Below are 18479 nucleotides of genomic sequence, written 5' to 3'. Positions count from 1 at the left end.
CCCCCCTATTCAATACAGGGCAATCATTTAAAATTTATTCAATCAAGATCAAAACGGTCTAAATTCATGACTTTAACCCAAGCATCAACAAAGTCATTTACAAACTTGTCCTGACCATCTTCATAAGCATAAACTTCTGCCAATGCCCTCAATTCTGAATTTGATCCAAAAATAAGATCAACCCTTGTCCCTGTCCATTTGATTTCACCAGTTTTGCGATCACTTCCCTCAAAAAGGTCCTGGGCATCAGAGGTTGGTTTCCAAGTGGTACTCATATCAAGTAAATTGATAAAATAATCATTACTCAATACCCCTGGTCTTTTGGTGAATACTCCATTTGCTGAGCCATCATAGTTTGTATTCAATACACGCAAACCACCCAAAAGCACAGTCATTTCCGGTGCAGTGAGGGTAAGCAACTGGGCACGATCTACCAACATCTCTTCTGCGGATGCCTTATGGGTACGGTTGTAATAGTTTCTGAAACCATCCGAACCTGGCTCAAGGGCAGCAAATGATTCCACATCTGTTTGTTCTTGGCTAGCATCACCACGTCCCGGTGTAAATGGCACCGACACTCCTTTTCCCGCGGCTTTTTCAATTCCCGCACTGCCTGCCAAGACTATTAAATCAGCCATAGATATTTCCTTACCATCTCCTTGGGCATTATTGAATTCTTTCTGAATTTCCCCTAGTTTTGACAGTACCCTAGAAAGTTGGGCTGGATTATTTACTTTCCAATCCTTTTGAGGTGACAATCTAATATGAGCACCATTGGCACCTCCACGTTTATCGGATCCTCTGAAGGTAGATGCAGAGGCCCATGCTGTAGATACCAACTCTGAAACAGTCAACCCTGAAGTAAGAATTTTTTCCTTAAGGCTAGCAATATCCTTTTCATCCACCAACTTATGCGTAACCGCAGGAATGGGATCTTGCCATAAAAGCTCCTCATCTGGAACTTCTGGACCAAGATATCTTTCTACTGGTCCCATATCCCTATGCGTCAATTTGTACCAAGCTCTTGCGAAAGCGTCTGCAAAATCGTCAGGGTTTTCATAAAATCTCCTTGAAATGGGCTCGTAAATAGGATCCATTCTTAGCGAAAGATCCGTAGTCAACATAAATGGGGCATGCTTGATGGAAGGGTCGTGGGCATCGGGAATAGTTCCTGCACCTGCATCGTTTTTGGGCTTCCATTGATAAGCACCAGCAGGACTCTTGGTTAATTCCCATTCATAGCTAAACAAGTTCTCAAAAAATTTATTACTCCATTGGGTTGGTGTACTGGTCCATGCTCCTTCTAATCCTGAAGTGATGGTATCTATGCCCGCACCACTACCCAAAGTATTTTTCCAGCCCAAGCCCTGCTCTTCTATACTGGCTCCAGCAGGTTCTGGTCCCACATATTTTTCAACCTCTCCAGCCCCATGAGTCTTACCAAATGTATGTCCACCAGCTATCAAAGCCACTGTTTCTTCATCATTCATGGCCATGCGGCCAAATGTCTCTCTAATATCATGTGCTGCAGCTATAGGATCAGGCTTTCCTTCCGGTCCCTCTGGATTTACATAGATCAAGCCCATATGTGTAGCTCCTAATGGATTTTCCAGTTCCCGGCCATTTCCTCCACTGTATCTATCCTTATCTCCCATCCATTCACCTTCTGAGCCCCAATAAATATCCTCTTCTGGCTCCCAAATATCTTCTCTACCTCCACCAAAGCCAAAGGTTTTTAATCCCATGGACTCCAAAGCACAGTTTCCAGCTAAGATCATCAGATCAGCCCATGAAATCTTCTTACCATATTTTTGTTTTACTGGCCACAACAGTAAACGGGCCTTATCCAAATTGGCATTATCTGGCCAACTGTTCAATGGAGCAAATCGTTGAGAACCTGAGCCTCCTCCACCTCGTCCATCAGAAATACGATAGGTCCCCGCACTGTGCCAAGCCATCCGAATAAAAAATGGCCCATAATGGCCATAATCAGCAGGCCACCAATCTTGAGAATCCGTCATCAATTCAAAAAGGTCTGCTTTTACTTCCTTCAGGTCAAGCTTGTTAAACTCCTCCGCATAGTTAAAATCTGCCTCCATAGGGTTGGACAAAGAAGAGTGCTGACGAAGAATACCCAAATTCAGCTGATTTGGCCACCAGTCCCGGTTTCGGGTTCCGCCACCTGCACTTTGCTTTAATGCCCCTCCAATAAAAGGACACTTGCTTTCTCCATTAGAACCGTTTGAGGACTTATTGGGATGCATGCTATTTTCCATTTTTAACGTTATTTTGGTCTGAACAATGATTTAAAGAATATTGAATAGAATTGAATTAAAAAACTGTATTGATATGTAATCCATTAATTTAAATATTTATAATTAGTTCACCAAGGCATTTTCCCCCTTCATCTACCACTGTTAAATATTTTTTCAACTATATAAAACTAGATATAATGCCAAATGTTTTGACAAGGAGAATACCCTGACACTTAATGCATCATTTCCTCCACAATGTCAACGAATTACCTATATTTTTTATATTTTAGTTAATCATAAAATTTGACAATACAAGCAATTATTCATAGAAGGAGATAATGCCATAAATTTTCAACTTCTGATAACCATTTACTAGGAACTGATCTTCGCTCCTAGTTTTCGTCCAATAATAAAGACCTCTTGGGCAAAACGTTTTGCATCGTCCTACAGCAGTACCATTGAAAACGATAAGAAAATCTCAACCATTTTTATAAGTTTTTTATATGCACAATAAACCACATAAATCATGAAAAAAGTAAGAATATTATCCATCGATGGAGGTGGGATCCGCGGGATTCTACCTGGAGTTGTTCTCAGCCAATTGGAAAAGAAAATCCAAAACAAAGGCAAGGATGAAAATCTTAGGCTATGTGATATGTTTGATTTTATGGCAGGTACAAGTACAGGGGGGATTCTCACATTGGCCTACTTAACGCCAAATGAAGAAAATCGGCCCAAACTGACCGCAGATCAAGCTGTCAACATTTATTTGGACCGCGGGGATGAAATTTTTGACGTCAGCAAATGGCAAAAAATAAAAAGCGGAATGGGGATTTTAGATGAGAAATTCGATGCTACTGAATTGGAAGAGGCGCTGAAGGATACTTTCCAGAATATCGAACTTTCACAACTGCTAAAGCCTTGTATCATCAGTTCCTATGATATTAGGAATGGCAAACCTCATTTTTTCAAACAGCATAAGTCGTCTAATGAGATTTATAACTTTAAGGTCAGGGATGTAGCCAGAGCAACCTCTGCAGCCCCTACTTATTTTGAGACCTCCAGAATAAAAAACAGTTTGGGAACGCCTTATCCCTTAATAGATGGGGGAGTTTTTGTAAACAACCCTGCTTTGGTAGCCTATTCCGAAGTTCGGACAATGAATTTCGAAGGGATAAAACACCTTCCCACCGCCAAGGATATGATGATTGTCTCCCTCGGTACTGGAAGCACTAGTCAAAAATATGAATATAAAAAAGCCAAAGACTGGGGAGCTGCTGGCTGGATAAAGCCTATTATTGAAATCATGATGTCAGGAAATGCCAAAACTGTGCATCATCATCTGGACCAGATATATAAAACTCTCAGGCCACAAGATATGAAGGACTATCATCGTCTGGAACCCGAGCTTATCCAGGCCGATACTGCTATGGACAATGGTTCCATTGAGAACATGACCAAACTTAAGGAAGATGCTCTGAGCTATATTTCAAAAAGTGAAGTTGATGAGGAGTTGGATAAAATCACAGAAAAACTGTTTAAATTTTCCAAGGATTAAACTCTATTTCATTCTTTGAAGCCTTACCAACCTTTACGGAAGGTATTAATTACCCTTCAATTAATACCTTCCCATAAAATCTAACAGTTAATATCCAAAGTCTTTCACCTTTATTATATCAACATTTCTTTTCCCACAATCCATCACTTCTGCTCCAATAACATCATTGCCTATCGAAAGCCAACTTCTCCCCTATATTCCTTATTAGAAATCCCTATTAATTTTTAATTTGCACATCATTTTAAATTAGGGATAACCAAATAAGCAGCATGCAAATTAATTTTAAAAAAGAGGTTTTGCCTCACCTCTTAGGGATCGTTTCTTTTTATACCCTGGTCGTTTTATATTTCTCACCCATCCTTTTTGATGGGAAAATGATTTTCCAAAATGACATTCTCCAATGGGAAGGTTCTGCTAAAGAGGTACTGGACTTTCGCGAAGAAACGGGTGAGGAAGCACTGTGGACCAACCGCATGTTTGGGGGAATGCCTGCTTACCTGATCAACACTGAATACCCTGGTGATATCTCTAGAGCTGTTATATCCATCCTAACCTTGGGGCTGCCTCATCCTATCAATGGACTTTTCTTTGGAATGGTAGGCATGTATATACTTCTGCTTTGCTTTAAGGTCAGACCTGAAATATCTGTTATGGGAGCCTGGGCCTTTGCCTTCAACACCTTTAACATGCTCAGTCTTGAGGCTGGCCATAATGCCAAAATCTGGGCTATATGCCTGATACCATTGATTCTCGCAGGAATCCACATGGCCTTCAACGGAAAAAAAATATTGGGCTTTGCCATTACTGCTTTGGCCTTAATGTTGCAGATTCGGTTTAACCATTTACAAATCACCTACTATACCCTGATCGTTATTTTGATATATGGAATAGGACAACTTGTTTATTATAGTAAAGAAAAAAGGTTGACTGAATTCGGGAAAATTGCCGGGCTCCTGGTCCTTGCTGGTGTTCTTGCAGGCGCTGGCAATGCCAACCGTTTGCTCTCTATTTTAGAATACGGAGAATATTCCATCCGCGGTGAAAAAACCTTGGAGGCAAACACCCAAAACGAAAGTGGACTAAGCAAAGACTATGCTTTCAGTTGGTCCCAAGGAAAATTAGAATCCTTGACCCTTTTGGTACCGAACTTTTCTGGCGGTGCCAGTCAGGAAGACCTTGGTGACGATTCCAATACAGAAAAGGCCCTTCAACAAAATGGGGTTTCTGGGGCACAATTAAACAATTTCATCCAAGGAGCACCTACCTACTGGGGAGATCAACCCTTTACAGGAGGCCCTATCTATGGAAGCATCATTATGGTATTTCTATTTGTAATAGGTATCATATATGCACCAAAAAGGTATAGAAATATTTTTATTGCTATCACCATAATCTCACTCATGCTTGCATGGGGAAAGAACCTGGCTTGGTTTAATTATACCTTATTCGACTTCTTGCCTGGCTATAATAAGTTCAGGGCAGTTTCCATGGCCTTGGGCATTACCCTTTTTGCCATCCCATTGTTGGGATGTATTGGTTTGGAAAACCTCTTTGCTGAAAAAGACCAGAAGGAAAAATTCAAAGCCTTTTTACTTGCCTTGGCCATAGTTGGAGGATTTACACTTTTATTGATTCTTTTAGCAGGTGCGTTTGGATTCAAAGGTGCTGCAGATGCTAATTTCCCTGAATGGTTGGCAAAGGCAATGCGGGCAGACAGAAAGGCGCTTTTACAAAAAGACGCCTTAAGGAGCTTAGCCTTTATTGTGGCAAGTGGGCTTCTGATCTATCTGGCCATCAAAGAAAAAACCACTTATCTCTATGCAACTTTGGGTATAGCCGTGATGGTCATTGCAGATGTATGGACGGTAAACAAGCGCTACCTCAACGATGAATCCCTAAGAAAAAATCCTAGTGAAACTTACTTTGCGCCTAATGGTGCTGACAAAAAAATCATGCAGGACGAGGGCTATTTCCGAGTGCTCAACTTACAAAACACCTTTCAAGAAGCCAGGACCAGTTATAGGTTCAATAGTATTGGAGGTTATCATGGTGCAAAAATGAGAAGGTACCAAGACCTTATCGACAGGGTCTTGCAAGGAGAAATCAGCCAGTTTGTCCAAAAAGCACAAGAAGGTAATTTTGATTACCAAAGTCTCAACGCTGTCAATATGCTTAATACGAAGTATATCATAGCAGGTCAAGCTGAAAATGCGGTCTTCCAAAATCCTGAAAGAAATGGGCCAGCTTGGTTTCCCTCAGAAATCATTCCTTTAAATTCAAATGAAGAAGAAATCAAGGCTCTTCCCAATATGAATACAAAGACCCAGGCCACTGTAAATACAGATGAGTTTGAAGCTAGTGCTGGTGCAGGTTCTGTTAAATTGGTGAATTACAAACCTAATAGATTGGAATACACTGTCAATGCCCAAAAGGCTGGCTTGATCGTGTTTTCTGAGATCTATTACCCGGCTGGTTGGACAGCAAACATCAATGGAAAACCTGCAGAGATTATCCGCACAAACTACCTCCTAAGGGGATTAATGGTTCCTGAAGGCCAATCAAATATCACTTTCAGTTTTGAACCCAAGTCCTATTTTAAGGGTTCTTTTATTGCAGTTTCTTCCCAATATTTTATTATATTATTGCTATTGGCAGGGATAATACTGCCATTCACAAAGCACCCAAAATATGGAAGAGAAAAAGGATAAATATTTCAGTTACTACGACCGTTTTGATATTCAACCCAAAAAGGACAAGGTAGATGTAGGCTACCTGCACATTTTAGAAAAATTGGCTGCTGCCGGTTTAAAATCAAACCATCATGTTTTGGAAATAGGATGTGGCTTGGGAGAGTTAAGTCATCTTATAGCTCAAAAAACCAAAAACGGTCATGTTCTGGGCATTGACATCAGTCCTCAAAGCGTGATTAAAGCGCAAGAGCTCTGGAAAAATCAGGAAAACCTGAGTTTTAAAATCGCCGAAATGAAAGCCTATGAAAGCAAGGGAAATAAATATGATTTTTTCATTATTTCTGAAATTTTGCAACAGGTTTCCAAGGATCACCATTTCAGGATTTTTGAGGGAATAAAGCGTCATTCACATGAGGATTCTGTCATTTTCATCAATTTGCCTACCCCAGAATTTTCATCCTGGAAAGCAGAAAATGACCCTGAATCCCTACAGTTTATTGAACCCATTGTAAACATTGGTGATTTGATAAAAAGTATTACCGATAATGGATTTTACTTGGAAAAGAGTATGACTTATTCTGTTTTTTATGAGGAAAATGATTTCCAATATTTTATTTTCAAACCACTAAAAACATTGGGCCAGCCAACTCCCAAAAAGAAATGGGCACTCAAAAAGGAAAAGCTGCAATTTAACTTGATGAATTTGCTGATGTAAAGGGCAGCGCAAACCAACCTTATGCTAAAATACAGTGTTATTATCCCTGCGCACAATGAAGCGCAGTTTTTACCAGGACTATTGGATTCTCTGGCCAAGCAGTCCTTGCTTCCCTCCCAGGCTGTCATTGTCAATGACCATAGCTCTGATAAAACAGAGAATATAATTGATACCTATGCTGCTCGATTCCCTTGGATCAGCAAGGTCAACAGTCTTACCGAAGCATCCCGATTGCCAGGAAGCAAAGTAGTTGCTGCCTTTGAAAAGGGATTTAAGATCCTAAACCAAGACTTTGATTTTATTGTCAAACTGGATGCTGACCTTATCCTTCCTGAAAATTATTTCAAAACGGTTTCAAAAGTCTTTAAAGAAAACCAAAAAGCAGGGATTGTAGGGGGATTTGCTTATGAAATGGAAAATGGCAAATGGAAACTAAACCATCCAATGGGCAAGGATCATGTGAGAGGTGCTTTCAAGGCCTATTCCAAATCCCTTTTTGAGAAAATGAACGGATTACGTTGTAGTATAGGCTGGGACACCATAGATGAATTGCTTTGCCGATACCATGACTTTGAGGTCATCACCCTTCCTGAGTTAAAAGTCAGGCACCTCCGCCCAACAGGATCTTCCTATTCCAAAAAAGCTAAATACATGCAAGGGCAAGCCATGTACAAAATGCGCTACGGCTTGGGCATTGCTTTCTTATCCATGGCCAAAGTAAGTATCAAACAAAAAAAACCACTTTACCTTTTGCATAGTATGATTGGCTATATCAGTGCTAATTTGGGCAATACCGTCCCAGTGGTTTCCAAAGAAGAAGGTAGATTTATCCGTTCCTATCGCTGGAAAAACATCTTTCAAAAGATCAGCGGTAAATAAGCTGATTTTTTATAAGTTTGATCACTAATAAGTACAGGGCATATCCAATAGCATGGCACATCAAATCATTCAACAGCTTAAAAAAGCTCAAGATAAAAGCATACTTCCTAATGACAATTGGCGGAGAGAAAAAAGCGATGGCATTTCGTACTTACGCTATCGTATATGCCGTCCGTTGATCAAAAGTGTTTTCTATACCTTTAGATGGTGGAATAACCCCACACCTTGGTTTGCCCCTTCTGCAGTGAATTTCTTTAAAGAGTGGTTGAAAAAGGATATGATTGGACTGGAGTTTGGAAGTGGGGCAAGCTCTAAATTCTTTGCCCAAAGAATCAAAAAACTGGTTAGTGTAGAGCATCACCAAGGTTGGTATGAACATGTTTCCAAATGGTTTAAGGAAAACCAACTCGATAATATCGACTACCGTTTCATCGCCGAAGACCTCAATTTTCAGACAAATGAATTACCACAATTCTTCGAAAAGCTACATTTAAAAAAAGAAGATTATGTATTTAAGCCCCAGTTTTGGGAATATTTTCATGTAGCTGATGAATTTGAAAATGCCTATTTTGACTTTATTTTGGTGGATGGAAGAGCAAGAGTCGCCTGCCTGCTCAATTCTATTCCCAAACTAAAATCTGGTGGCTTGATGATTTTGGACAATTCTGATCGGCCAAGTTATCAGCTTGCATTTAAAGTGCTTAAAGATTGGGAGCATTTCACTTGCACCACTGGCCTTTCTGATACTACTTTTTGGATCAAACCGTAAACCATGGGGATTATCAGGAAACAATCTTCTCAAAGCACCATCATCGCCTATGCAGGAATCCTGATCGGTTTTGTTGGGTCTGCTCTCCTGCGACCAAAAATATTAACTGAGGGAGAAATTGGCCTGCTTCAATTAGTCTTGAACACCACAGCCCTTTTCGCATCCATTTTCACTTTGGGCACCAACTTGACCACATTGAAAATGGTTCCTGAATTCAAGGATAATCCCGAAAAAAAAAGAAGCTTTATCACCTTTTCCCTCTTGGTAGGAATGGTTGGGACCTTATTGGCCATTCCAGCATTTTTAGGAAGCAAAAATTTTATCTTCCAAACACAAGATGGTGGGCTTGAGGGCTTTCACTATAATGCTACTTTCTACGGGGGAATATTATTGGTAATTGGATTCAGGATCTTTCAATATATTCTAGACGCCTACCTTCGTACCAACCATCAACCCTTACCAGGTGTTTTTGCTGATAGTATTATCCAAAAATCCCTTCCGATCATAGGGCTGGTTTTATTTTACTTGCGCTGGATTGATTTCCAGCAGCTGGTTTATTTCAATTTGGGCATTTTCTTTATTCCTGTAATGATGTCATTTTTCTTTCTAAAAAGATCAAGGGCATTTACCCTCGGAAAGCCTGGTCCCTTTAACAAGTCTGAAAAACACACTATTGTTGGAATTTCGTCTTCTGGGATTCTTGAGATTCTGAGCGGAGGGCTAATTTTATACATAGATACTTATATGATCCAATGGTTGATTGGTGAAGAAGCAGTGGGCATTTATACAACCTTATTCTTTTTTGGAGTTGTAATTAGTGTACCTGCTAAGGCGATTAGGCGAGTGTCTATCGTAACCATTTCAGAATCCATGGCTATTAGAGATTACGATAAAATCCAAAACATCTACCGGAAAAGCAGTCAAACCTTATTGGTCATCGGCGGATTGATTTTCCTCTGTATTTGGGGAAACCGCTATAGCATTGGAGGGTATTTAGGGGAAAGTTATGCCATTGCACTACCTGTATTGCTTTTTACTGCCCTGGCACAGTTAGTGGACAATATCACTTCTGTCAATTACCAGATCATAGCTGTTTCAAAGCATTATTATTATAACCTGTTTATGGGCTTCCTGACCTTAGCCCTATTGATCCTTTCCAACTATCTTTTAGTCCCTTTAATGGGGGTAAGTGGTGCTGCCATGGCCTCCTTGATCAGCATGATCTTGATCAATGGAATGCGCTACTTATTCCTAAGAAACAAATACAATTTGACTCCTTTTTCATGGGAAAGCCTCAAAACTCTGACCATAATTGGGATTATCTGGCTGATCATTGATACAATCCCAAATATCGAAAACATTTACCTTAACCTGCTGGTTAAAGGAAGTCTGGTATTAGTGTTTTATTTGCCTGCTGTTTATCTCACAAAATGCTCACCTGACTTTAATGTGGTAATGGATAAATATTTGAAGAAGTTTGGGATAAAATAAAAGCCTAAACTTTAAAGCTTAGGCCCTTGATTTCATTATATCTTAAAGTCCAGCTACTACCCTTTTCAAACTTTCCTGGACCTGGCCAGCTATTTCCCCAAGAGCAGGGTTTTCTACTGCTGACATGGAAGCTATTGGATCGACCGCTGCCACCTCTACGTCTCCATTTCCCAATTCCTGCACCACTACATTACAGGGTAAAAACACGCCAATTTTATCCTCAGCACCTATGGCTTTATGGGCAAAATTAGGATTGCAAGCTCCAAGAATACGATAATTCCTAAAATCCACATCCAACTTTTTCTTAAAGGTAGCTTTTACGTCTATATCAGTAAGTACCCCGAAACCCTCAGATTTTAGAGCTTCTGTCACCTGGTCAATTACTTTATCAAAAGTGGTATTATGAAGTGTTTTATTAAAGAAGTAATTCATGGTTTTTGTTTTGGTTTGATTCAAGCTTAAAATACAAAATAGCTTGTCACTAAACTGTGATCTAGGTCACTAATCATTGATAAAGTAGGGATTTACTAGCGAAAAAATCGATGAATAGTTTCGCAAACCTGCCTTACCTCTCTTTCTCCCAAATAAGGATGAAGCGGTAATGAAAGTGTCGTTCGAGCAATCTCATTGGCCCCTTCAAAATCTCCATATTCCTTAAAGGCTTCCGTTGCAGGCACAGCTGAAGGATAGTGTATAGCTGTGCCTATCCCCTTTTCAATCAGGTAAGCTTTTAGCTTATCCCTTTCTTCCAGTTTGATGGCGAAGATATGGGCATTATGATCTTCCCTTAAAATCCCATCGGGTACTGTAACTCCCTTTAGATGCTGTAAATGCTCTAGATATTTTCCTGCAAGCTGTTTTCTCTTTTGTTGCCAGGGCAAAAAATAATCCAGCTTCACATTCAAAAAACCTGCCTGCAATGTATCAATTCTACTGTTCCTACCAATCAGTTCATGAACATCCCTTTCAGGCTGCCCATGTGTAAGCAATAACCTTAATTTTCTAGCTAAAGCATCATCTTCCGTAAGCATAAGACCTGCTTCCCCCAAGGCTCCCAAGTTTTTGGTGGGATAAAAGCTAAAGCAGCCAATATCTCCAAAGGCCCCTACACTTCTTCCCTGTTGAAAGGCTCCAAATGCTTGTGCGGCATCCTCAACCACCTTGATTCCTTTCGGCTTTGTAATGGAAAGTAACCTTTCCATATTTACCATTTTCCCATAAAGGTGAACAGGAATTACAGCCTTCGTATTACTGCTAATCTTACTTTCCATTTGGTCAATATTGATTAGACCATCGGAATCAACATCACAAAAAACCAATTCCGCTCCAACCATTTTAACTACTTCAGCCGTGGAAACCCAGGTCATGGCAGGCACAATCACCTCATCCCCAGGACCTATTTCCAAGGCGCGTAAAGCCAACTCCAAGGCATCGGTACCATTGGCACAAGCAATAGCGTGGGGTGATTTTAAATATACTTCAAGATTTCTTTCGAGTTTCTCTACCTCATCACCAGCAGAGAAAATCCCTTTCTGGAGCATACTGGCAAACTTTGATCTTAGCTCATCCGCCAAATCAGCATGCATGGGAACAAGCTCAAGAAAGGGTATTGATTTTTTCATCAAGTATTTGTGCTAAATTTTGGGTCAGTGTTTTTCTCTCGAATCTGTTGATATCCCGCTCTATCGTCTCTCCATTTCCCAGGGCCAATTGATCCATTAAAAATTGCTGGATTTCTTCTACAGAATCATGGGAAAACACTTTTCCCGCGCCCGCCTCTTCTATAATTTGGCTGGCATCTCCGTCTGGGTCTCCCAAGGCCACAATGGTCCTTCCTGTAGCGATATATTCAAATAATTTACCAGGAATATTCCCCTTAGCATTTTTGGTATTGGTAAGGATCAGTAATAGCATGTTAGCCTTCTCATAATAATCAAAGACTTTTTCATGAGGTAAATAACCTGGAAATTCCACCCGTTCCTTTAACCAAGCATCCGCTTTGATATAATTCGTCACCTTTTCACTCACCTTTCCTACAAAAGTCAATTTCCCTTTTTCCTCAATAGCCTCAAAAGTCTCTTTGAAGGCTTTCAAAAATGGGATGGGATTACGGATAGCATCAATAATTCCGGTGTATACAATCTCAAAACCCTCCGATCTAAGCTTCTGTTTATTAAAGTTTTTAGGCAAATCTGCAGAATCAAAACCGTTGGTAATCAGATCGATTTTTCTATTGGAAATTTTGGTAAGTTCCTCCTGAAATGTTGGCGAAATGGTAACAACATTATCTGCCTCCCTAAATACGGATTGCTCCAGGCGCTCATGTCTTCGGCGAATGGTCTTCATCATGGGCAAGGTATCCAAAAACTCCCAGGTGGACCAAGGATCCCTAAAATCTGCAATCCATGGCAAACCGGATTTTCTTTTCAAGTCCCTACCAATTAGATGCATACTATGAGGAGGCCCAGTGGTTATAATAGCCTGAATTTTATTTTTTTCAAGTATGTCCAGCAAATAATTCACGGAAGGTTTTACCCAAAAAACCCTTGGATCAGGAATCATGGCATTGGCGCGCAGCCACATGGAAGTTTGGTCAAACCAATTTCTATTTCGCTTTTCCATCAGTTTCGAAGGATCAGCCAACCTACCATTTTTCTTCCTCTTTAAAAACCTAAAAACACCATATGGCTCCCAAATGGGGAATTTTATCACTTCCCAGTTTGGAGAAACCTCTTTGGCCATGGTTTCATCCTTAAGTTCAAAATCAGGGTTTTCGGGGGTGAAAATTACTGGCTCCCAACCATGTTCCGGTAAAAACTTAGCAAATTTTAGCCAACGTTGCACGCCAGATCCGGCACTAGGAGGCCAATAATAGGTGATGATGAGTACCTTCTTGCTCTCTTCCATGAAACAAATATAAGATTTTGTACGAGATTGGCATTCTATGCCAAAAAGCTACTTGGCAGTCAGTGCCCTGTACTTCTCCAAAATCAAAGCATGCATCTTTTTACGGCCATACTTGGCCGTTACTTCTAAATAAAGGTGGTCTGCCAAAGTCTGCATGGCCTCCCTCTTAACAAAGGCAAATTCCAAGGCTTCTTTGAGCACAGCTTTATCCTTTACCGGAAAAACTAGTCCAGTTTTCTTATTAGAGACGATGTCTATATTGCCCATAATATCAGAACAAATAATGGGGAGTTGCATGGCCCCTGCTTCCAAAAGTACATTGGGAAATCCCTCTCTATGTGAAGCATGCACCAAGACATCAGAAATAGCCATATAATGCTCCACATGATCTGACCAGTTTACCTGAACAATTCTAGGGTGATCCTCAATCTTACGGATAATATCTTCTTCTAATGGATCAAGTTCCTGTTCAAAATCTCCCAATAGGACCAACTTTGACTGATTGATAATCTTAGAATTTAGAAAGGCATTTACCAGCTCCTCTATTCCCTTATCCTTCACCAATCTTCCAACCGCCAAAATGATAAAGTCTTTTTCACCAGGCATCACTCTCATCGTTGCCGCAACCAAGTGGTTTTCCTTTAAATTATCACGGTTAAACCTTTCCAAGTCCACACCATTGGAAGAGCCATCTCCCAAAACCTCCACTTTTTCGGGAACACATAGTTTTTCTTTGAGAATTAAATCCTTTAGTGAATTGGAATTGGGCCAAACATGGGTTGCATTGCCAAAAGTCCACCTTTCCATGGTCTCCAAAAGCTTCCGCTTGTTGTCCTTTGTCACCACATAGGGCATTCCTGCCACAGTATGGATACGGATTTTTACCCCTGAAAACTTTGCGGCAATCATACCGAGCAATCCCGCTTTTGGGGTATGGGTATGGACAATATCTGGCTTTTCCTGCTTAAAAAGTTGAATTAATTTCCAGAGGCAAATCAAATCATGAAATGGCGTAATTTTCCTACTGAAAGGAATCACCACATGCTCACAGCCCTCTTTACGTTTTACCTCGCTAACCTCTTTACCATCTGCACTTACCATCAGCACCTCCCAACCTGCATCTTTCATGTATTTCATTTGACCTGAAAGAAGCAATTTCAGGGATATCGGTACAGTACTTACACGGATTAACTTTGGCATCAATTTTTTCCTTTAAAAATGCAAATATAAACCTAAAAAATGAAGGAATATATCTCAGGGATGAATTATAAATACAACTTATTGTTCATCATCAAATATTCGACCAAAAAATCAAAAAGTAAAATAATGGTTGACAGCCAGATAGACAACTGTCAACCAAATATATACTTTATTTCAATCCTGCCGCATCAAACAGCACTTCTACCGGATGCAAGGCCTTTCTTCCAGTCCCATCAGCAATCTGGTGTCTGCAGCTAGTTCCTGGTGCCACTACTATGGTATCTTCACCAGCCTTTCTTACTGTAGGAAACAATACCATCTCTCCGACCTTCATACTTACCTCATAATGTTCTTCCTCATAGCCAAAAGAACCAGCCATACCACAGCAGCCTGATGGTACAGTTTCCAAGGTATAGTTTTCGGGCAAAGTCAATAGCTTTTGTGTGAAGTTTACAGAGCTCAGGGACTTCTGATGGCAATGACCATGAAGCAAGACTTTCTTGCTTTCTTTGGTAAACTGATCAGCCGTAATATTTCCCCTTATCACTTCTTTAGCCAAAAACTCATCCACCATCATACTGTTTTGCTTCAACTTTTTGGCAGCCTCCACCAAATCTGTTTTCACCAACCTTGGATATTCATCCTTAAAACTTAAAATAGCAGAAGGTTCTACTCCTACCAGTGGTTCATCAATGGTCACCACATCCTTAAACACTGCTACGTTTTTATTGGCCAAGTTTTTGGCATGGTCCAATAATCCTTTGGAAATGGCTCCGCGGCCACTTTCTGGATGCTCTCTCATCACTACTTCATAACCTAAATGATGTAGCAATCTGATGGCTTTGATTCCAATTTCAGTATCATTGAAATTGGTAAATTCATCACAAAAGAAATTTACCCTGCCTTTTGCCTTTGCAGCTACAGGCAATTTGCTATAATTCTTTTTATACCACTTCCTTAGATTCACCTTGGCTATGGTTGGCAAGGATCTTTGCTCAGCTACTCCCAAGATTTTTTTCATCATCCCTCCTGTTGACTTATTGGTCATCATGAAGTTGGTCAATCCTGGCACCAAGCTACCTAGCTCATTAAGGTTATTGATATAGGCAAAGGCCTTACTACGCAATGGCACACCGTTGGTCTTCTGATATTGATAGAGGAATTCTGCCTTTAGGCTGGCCATGTCCACATTGGAAGGGCACTCAGATGTACAGCCCTTACAAGAAAGACAAAGATCCATCACCTCTTTCACCTCTGGGTGATCAAAAGGATTCTCTTTGGTGTTTTTAGTCAAAAATTCCCTTAAGGTATTTGCCCTTCCACGCGTGGTATCCTTCTCATTTCTGGTAGCCATATAACTTGGGCACATGGTACCACCAGAAATTGGTAATTTACGGCAATCGCCTGAACCATTACATTTTTCAGCAGCCCTTAGGATTCCTCCCACATGACCAAAGTCCATGGCCGTTTCAAATTCTGGCGTGACCATGTCTGGCTCATAACGTAAGAAGCTGGTCATTGGAGCTGTATCAACTATTTTTCCCGGATTAAATATATTATTGGGATCCCAGGATTTTTTAATTCTCCTAAACAACTGATAGTTCTCCTCTCCCACCATGATAGGTATAAAAGCAGCCCTTACCCTTCCATCTCCATGCTCACCACTCAAGGAACCATCATATTTTTTCACCAACTTGGCAACTGCTTCAGTGATTTTATAAAAGTCCTCTACATCCTCTGACTTTTTCAGGTCAAGAATAGGACGAAGGTGAATCTCTCCTGCACCAGCGTGTGCATAATGCACAGGCTTTTGTCCAAAGCCTTTCATGATTTCACCAAATTCATCAATAAAATCGGCCAAATCATCTATATCTACAGCTGTATCTTCAATACAAGCTACCGCCTTTTTGTCACCAGGAATATTGGCTAGCAATCCAAGTCCGGCACTTCTCAAAGCCCAGACATTATTGGTCCTGTCTCCTGTAATGATTGGATAAGCATAGCCTAAATTGGCCTCTTTCATCCCATCAATCATCTTTTGGGCATCCATAAGGGCGTCTTCTTCAGTCTGCCCCCTGAATTCAATCATTAGGATTCCCTCTGGATCACCTTCTACAAAATACCGGTTTTTACTTTGCTCGATATTTTCTTTGGTACAATCCAAAATAATTTTATCCATCATCTCACATGCCGTAGGATGATATTTCATCGCCAACTGTGTGGCTTTCATACATTCATGAATACTTTCAAAGTGGGCCGCCACTACCACATCTTTGGGATCTGGAAGTGGATCCACATGAATTTTTATCTCAGTGGTAAAGGCCAGTGTACCTTCAGATCCGCAAAGGAGCTTACAAAAGTCAAACTCTGTATCTGTATCAGAAAAAACCTCAGTTTCCAATAAATAATCAACTGCATACCCCGTATTCCTTCTTTGAATACTGGATTTAGGAAATTGATTACGTATATTTTCCTGATTCGTAGCTTGACTTAGCTCCTCATATACTTTTTTATAAAGTTCCCCTTCTAGATCATTCTGCTTTCTTTTTTCCTCAAACTCCTCTTTGGAAACCTTTCCAAAAGTGGCTTCTGAGCCATCACTTAAGATCGTTTGAAGTTCCAGTGTGTGTTCCCTGGTAGAACCATAAATAATCGAAGTAGTGCCGCAAGAATTGTTCCCGACCATTCCACCGATCATTGCTCGATTGGCAGTGGATGTAACAGGACTAAAAAACAAACCATGCGGCTTTAAATAGGCATTAAGCTCATCCCTAACTACACCTGGCTGAACCCTTACCCAGCCTTCTTCTTTATTTAACTCCAATATTTTGGTAAAATACTTTGATACGTCTACCACAATACCGTCCCCTACACACTGACCAGCAAGAGAGGTCCCTGCTGTCCTGGGGATCAAAGAAGTATTATGAGTATTAGCAAATTGAATAAGCCTTTTAATATCATCTTTGGTTTTCGGTATAGCTACCGCCAAAGGTAATTCCCTATACACCGAGGCGTCTGTGGCATAAAGGGTTTTCATTAATTGATCGTAATATAACTCACCGGTTAATTCTTTGGCCAAATCAGCCAAAAAAGGTGACAAATTCTCTGGTTCCTTAGACATGCCATAAAATTAAAACAGTTAGGTCAACTAATAAATAATAAAATGAATTATCTGTTGAAAAAATAGCAAAACTACTTAAGGAAGGACAAAAAATTAAGACTCAAATTCATTTACCGAGACTTCCAAATCAAGCTATCTATTTAATATTGATCCCAATCCTCAAAATTGCAGGGAATTTAAGCTTCATTCTTTTATGGTTGCCCCATATTTTTTGAAATTGATCCTTGACTAAGTAAATCGGATTTTCTCCTTTTGCCTTTTCGTAATGTTTTACCGCTGACCACGTGTTGAGGTAACCTATAAATTCATCCAATGTCCAATCATATTCCATATAAAATTTAGGTGATTTTATATGTTTAAATTCAAAGGGTATACTTTGGTACTCATCATCTATGTACTTCCTTTCTGGATCCCAATAATCCCCCAAAACGCCTTCATAAATATATTCCATGACATCCCATCCTCTTTCCATCTGAACCAATCCATATCCCATTAGGGCTATGACTCCTTCGGGCTTAAGAACTCTTTTAACTTCAGGAAAAAACCTTTCGAATTCAAACCAATGGACAGCTTGCGCCACTGTTACTAGGTCAAAACTATTTTCTGCAAATCCACTTTCTTCTGCAGAATTTACACTATAAGCAATATTAGTCCTTTTCGGGGCTTGGGCCAATTGCTGGACACTAATATCTGTAGCTTCAACTCTTTCAAAATAATCAGACAGTACTACCGCAACCTGTCCATTCCCTGTTCCACAATCCCATGCAGCGTCTCTTTCATGAACCTTAGTCAAGATAAATTCATAAAGTTCACTCGGGTATTTTGGACGGAACTTCTTATAATCAGACGCGTGTCCAGAGAAATTATCCTTCATTGTTAATTCTTTTTTTGAAG

Annotated in this window: 13 protein-coding genes; 6 read left to right on the top strand and 7 right to left on the bottom strand. The window is 40.2% G+C overall.

The window, feature by feature from the left end:
- Positions 1-38 precede the first annotated feature (38 nt).
- Positions 39-2276 (bottom strand): catalase/peroxidase HPI, encoded by a 2238-nt coding sequence (gene katG / locus KMW37_RS05095; protein ID WP_215223538.1) that lies wholly within the window; start codon positions 2274-2276, stop codon positions 39-41.
- Between the two features lie 505 nt (positions 2277-2781).
- Here katG and KMW37_RS05090 point away from each other — a divergent pair.
- From KMW37_RS05090 to KMW37_RS05065, 6 genes are all read left to right on the top strand, one after another.
- A complete protein-coding gene (locus KMW37_RS05090) occupies positions 2782-3813 on the top strand; it encodes a patatin-like phospholipase family protein (protein ID WP_215223537.1) in 1032 nt (343 codons plus the stop codon).
- 269 nt (positions 3814-4082) lie between these two features.
- Complete coding sequence (locus tag KMW37_RS05085; protein ID WP_215223536.1) at positions 4083-6521, top strand: YfhO family protein; 2439 nt, start codon at positions 4083-4085, stop codon at positions 6519-6521.
- Positions 6502-7218: an SAM-dependent methyltransferase gene (locus KMW37_RS05080; protein ID WP_215223535.1), complete on the top strand. Its 717-nt coding sequence runs from the start codon at positions 6502-6504 to the stop codon at positions 7216-7218. Before KMW37_RS05085 ends, KMW37_RS05080 begins: the two co-directional genes overlap by 20 nt.
- Positions 7219-7239: 21 nt before the next feature.
- On the top strand, positions 7240-8097 hold the full coding sequence (locus tag KMW37_RS05075) for a glycosyltransferase family 2 protein (protein WP_215223534.1): 858 nt from the start codon (positions 7240-7242) through the stop codon (positions 8095-8097).
- A 52-nt stretch (positions 8098-8149) separates the two neighbouring features.
- On the top strand, positions 8150-8866 hold the full coding sequence (locus KMW37_RS05070) for a class I SAM-dependent methyltransferase (RefSeq protein ID WP_215223533.1): 717 nt from the start codon (positions 8150-8152) through the stop codon (positions 8864-8866).
- 3 nt (positions 8867-8869) lie between these two features.
- Positions 8870-10357, top strand: a complete 1488-nt coding sequence (locus KMW37_RS05065) for a lipopolysaccharide biosynthesis protein (protein ID WP_215223532.1) — start codon at positions 8870-8872, stop codon at positions 10355-10357.
- 42 nt (positions 10358-10399) lie between these two features.
- Here the strand turns inward: KMW37_RS05065 and KMW37_RS05060 are convergent, their stop codons facing one another.
- From KMW37_RS05060 to KMW37_RS05035, 6 genes are all read right to left on the bottom strand, one after another.
- Positions 10400-10789 (bottom strand): DUF302 domain-containing protein, encoded by a 390-nt coding sequence (locus KMW37_RS05060; RefSeq protein ID WP_215223531.1) that lies wholly within the window; start codon positions 10787-10789, stop codon positions 10400-10402.
- A gap of 95 nt (positions 10790-10884) precedes the next feature.
- Complete coding sequence (locus KMW37_RS05055; protein ID WP_215223530.1) at positions 10885-11979, bottom strand: DegT/DnrJ/EryC1/StrS family aminotransferase; 1095 nt, start codon at positions 11977-11979, stop codon at positions 10885-10887.
- Entirely contained in the window at positions 11954-13264 is a 1311-nt protein-coding gene (locus KMW37_RS05050; protein WP_215223529.1) for a glycosyltransferase family 4 protein, read from the bottom strand. Before KMW37_RS05050 ends, KMW37_RS05055 begins: the two co-directional genes overlap by 26 nt.
- A gap of 48 nt (positions 13265-13312) precedes the next feature.
- Complete coding sequence (locus tag KMW37_RS05045; protein ID WP_215223528.1) at positions 13313-14464, bottom strand: glycosyltransferase family 4 protein; 1152 nt, start codon at positions 14462-14464, stop codon at positions 13313-13315.
- Between the two features lie 169 nt (positions 14465-14633).
- Positions 14634-17585, bottom strand: coding sequence for an FAD-binding and (Fe-S)-binding domain-containing protein (locus KMW37_RS05040; protein ID WP_215223527.1), 2952 nt, complete (start codon positions 17583-17585; stop codon positions 14634-14636).
- Between the two features lie 136 nt (positions 17586-17721).
- Positions 17722-18459 (bottom strand): class I SAM-dependent methyltransferase, encoded by a 738-nt coding sequence (locus KMW37_RS05035; RefSeq protein ID WP_215223526.1) that lies wholly within the window; start codon positions 18457-18459, stop codon positions 17722-17724.
- Between the last annotated feature and the right edge of the window lie 20 nt (positions 18460-18479).

The sequence above is a fragment of the Echinicola shivajiensis genome (assembly GCF_018642165.1).
Taxonomy (GTDB): Bacteria; Bacteroidota; Bacteroidia; order Cytophagales; family Cyclobacteriaceae; genus Echinicola; species Echinicola shivajiensis.
Note: the sequence above shows the minus strand (reverse complement) of the source record. Positions and strands in the feature narration are given on the sequence as shown.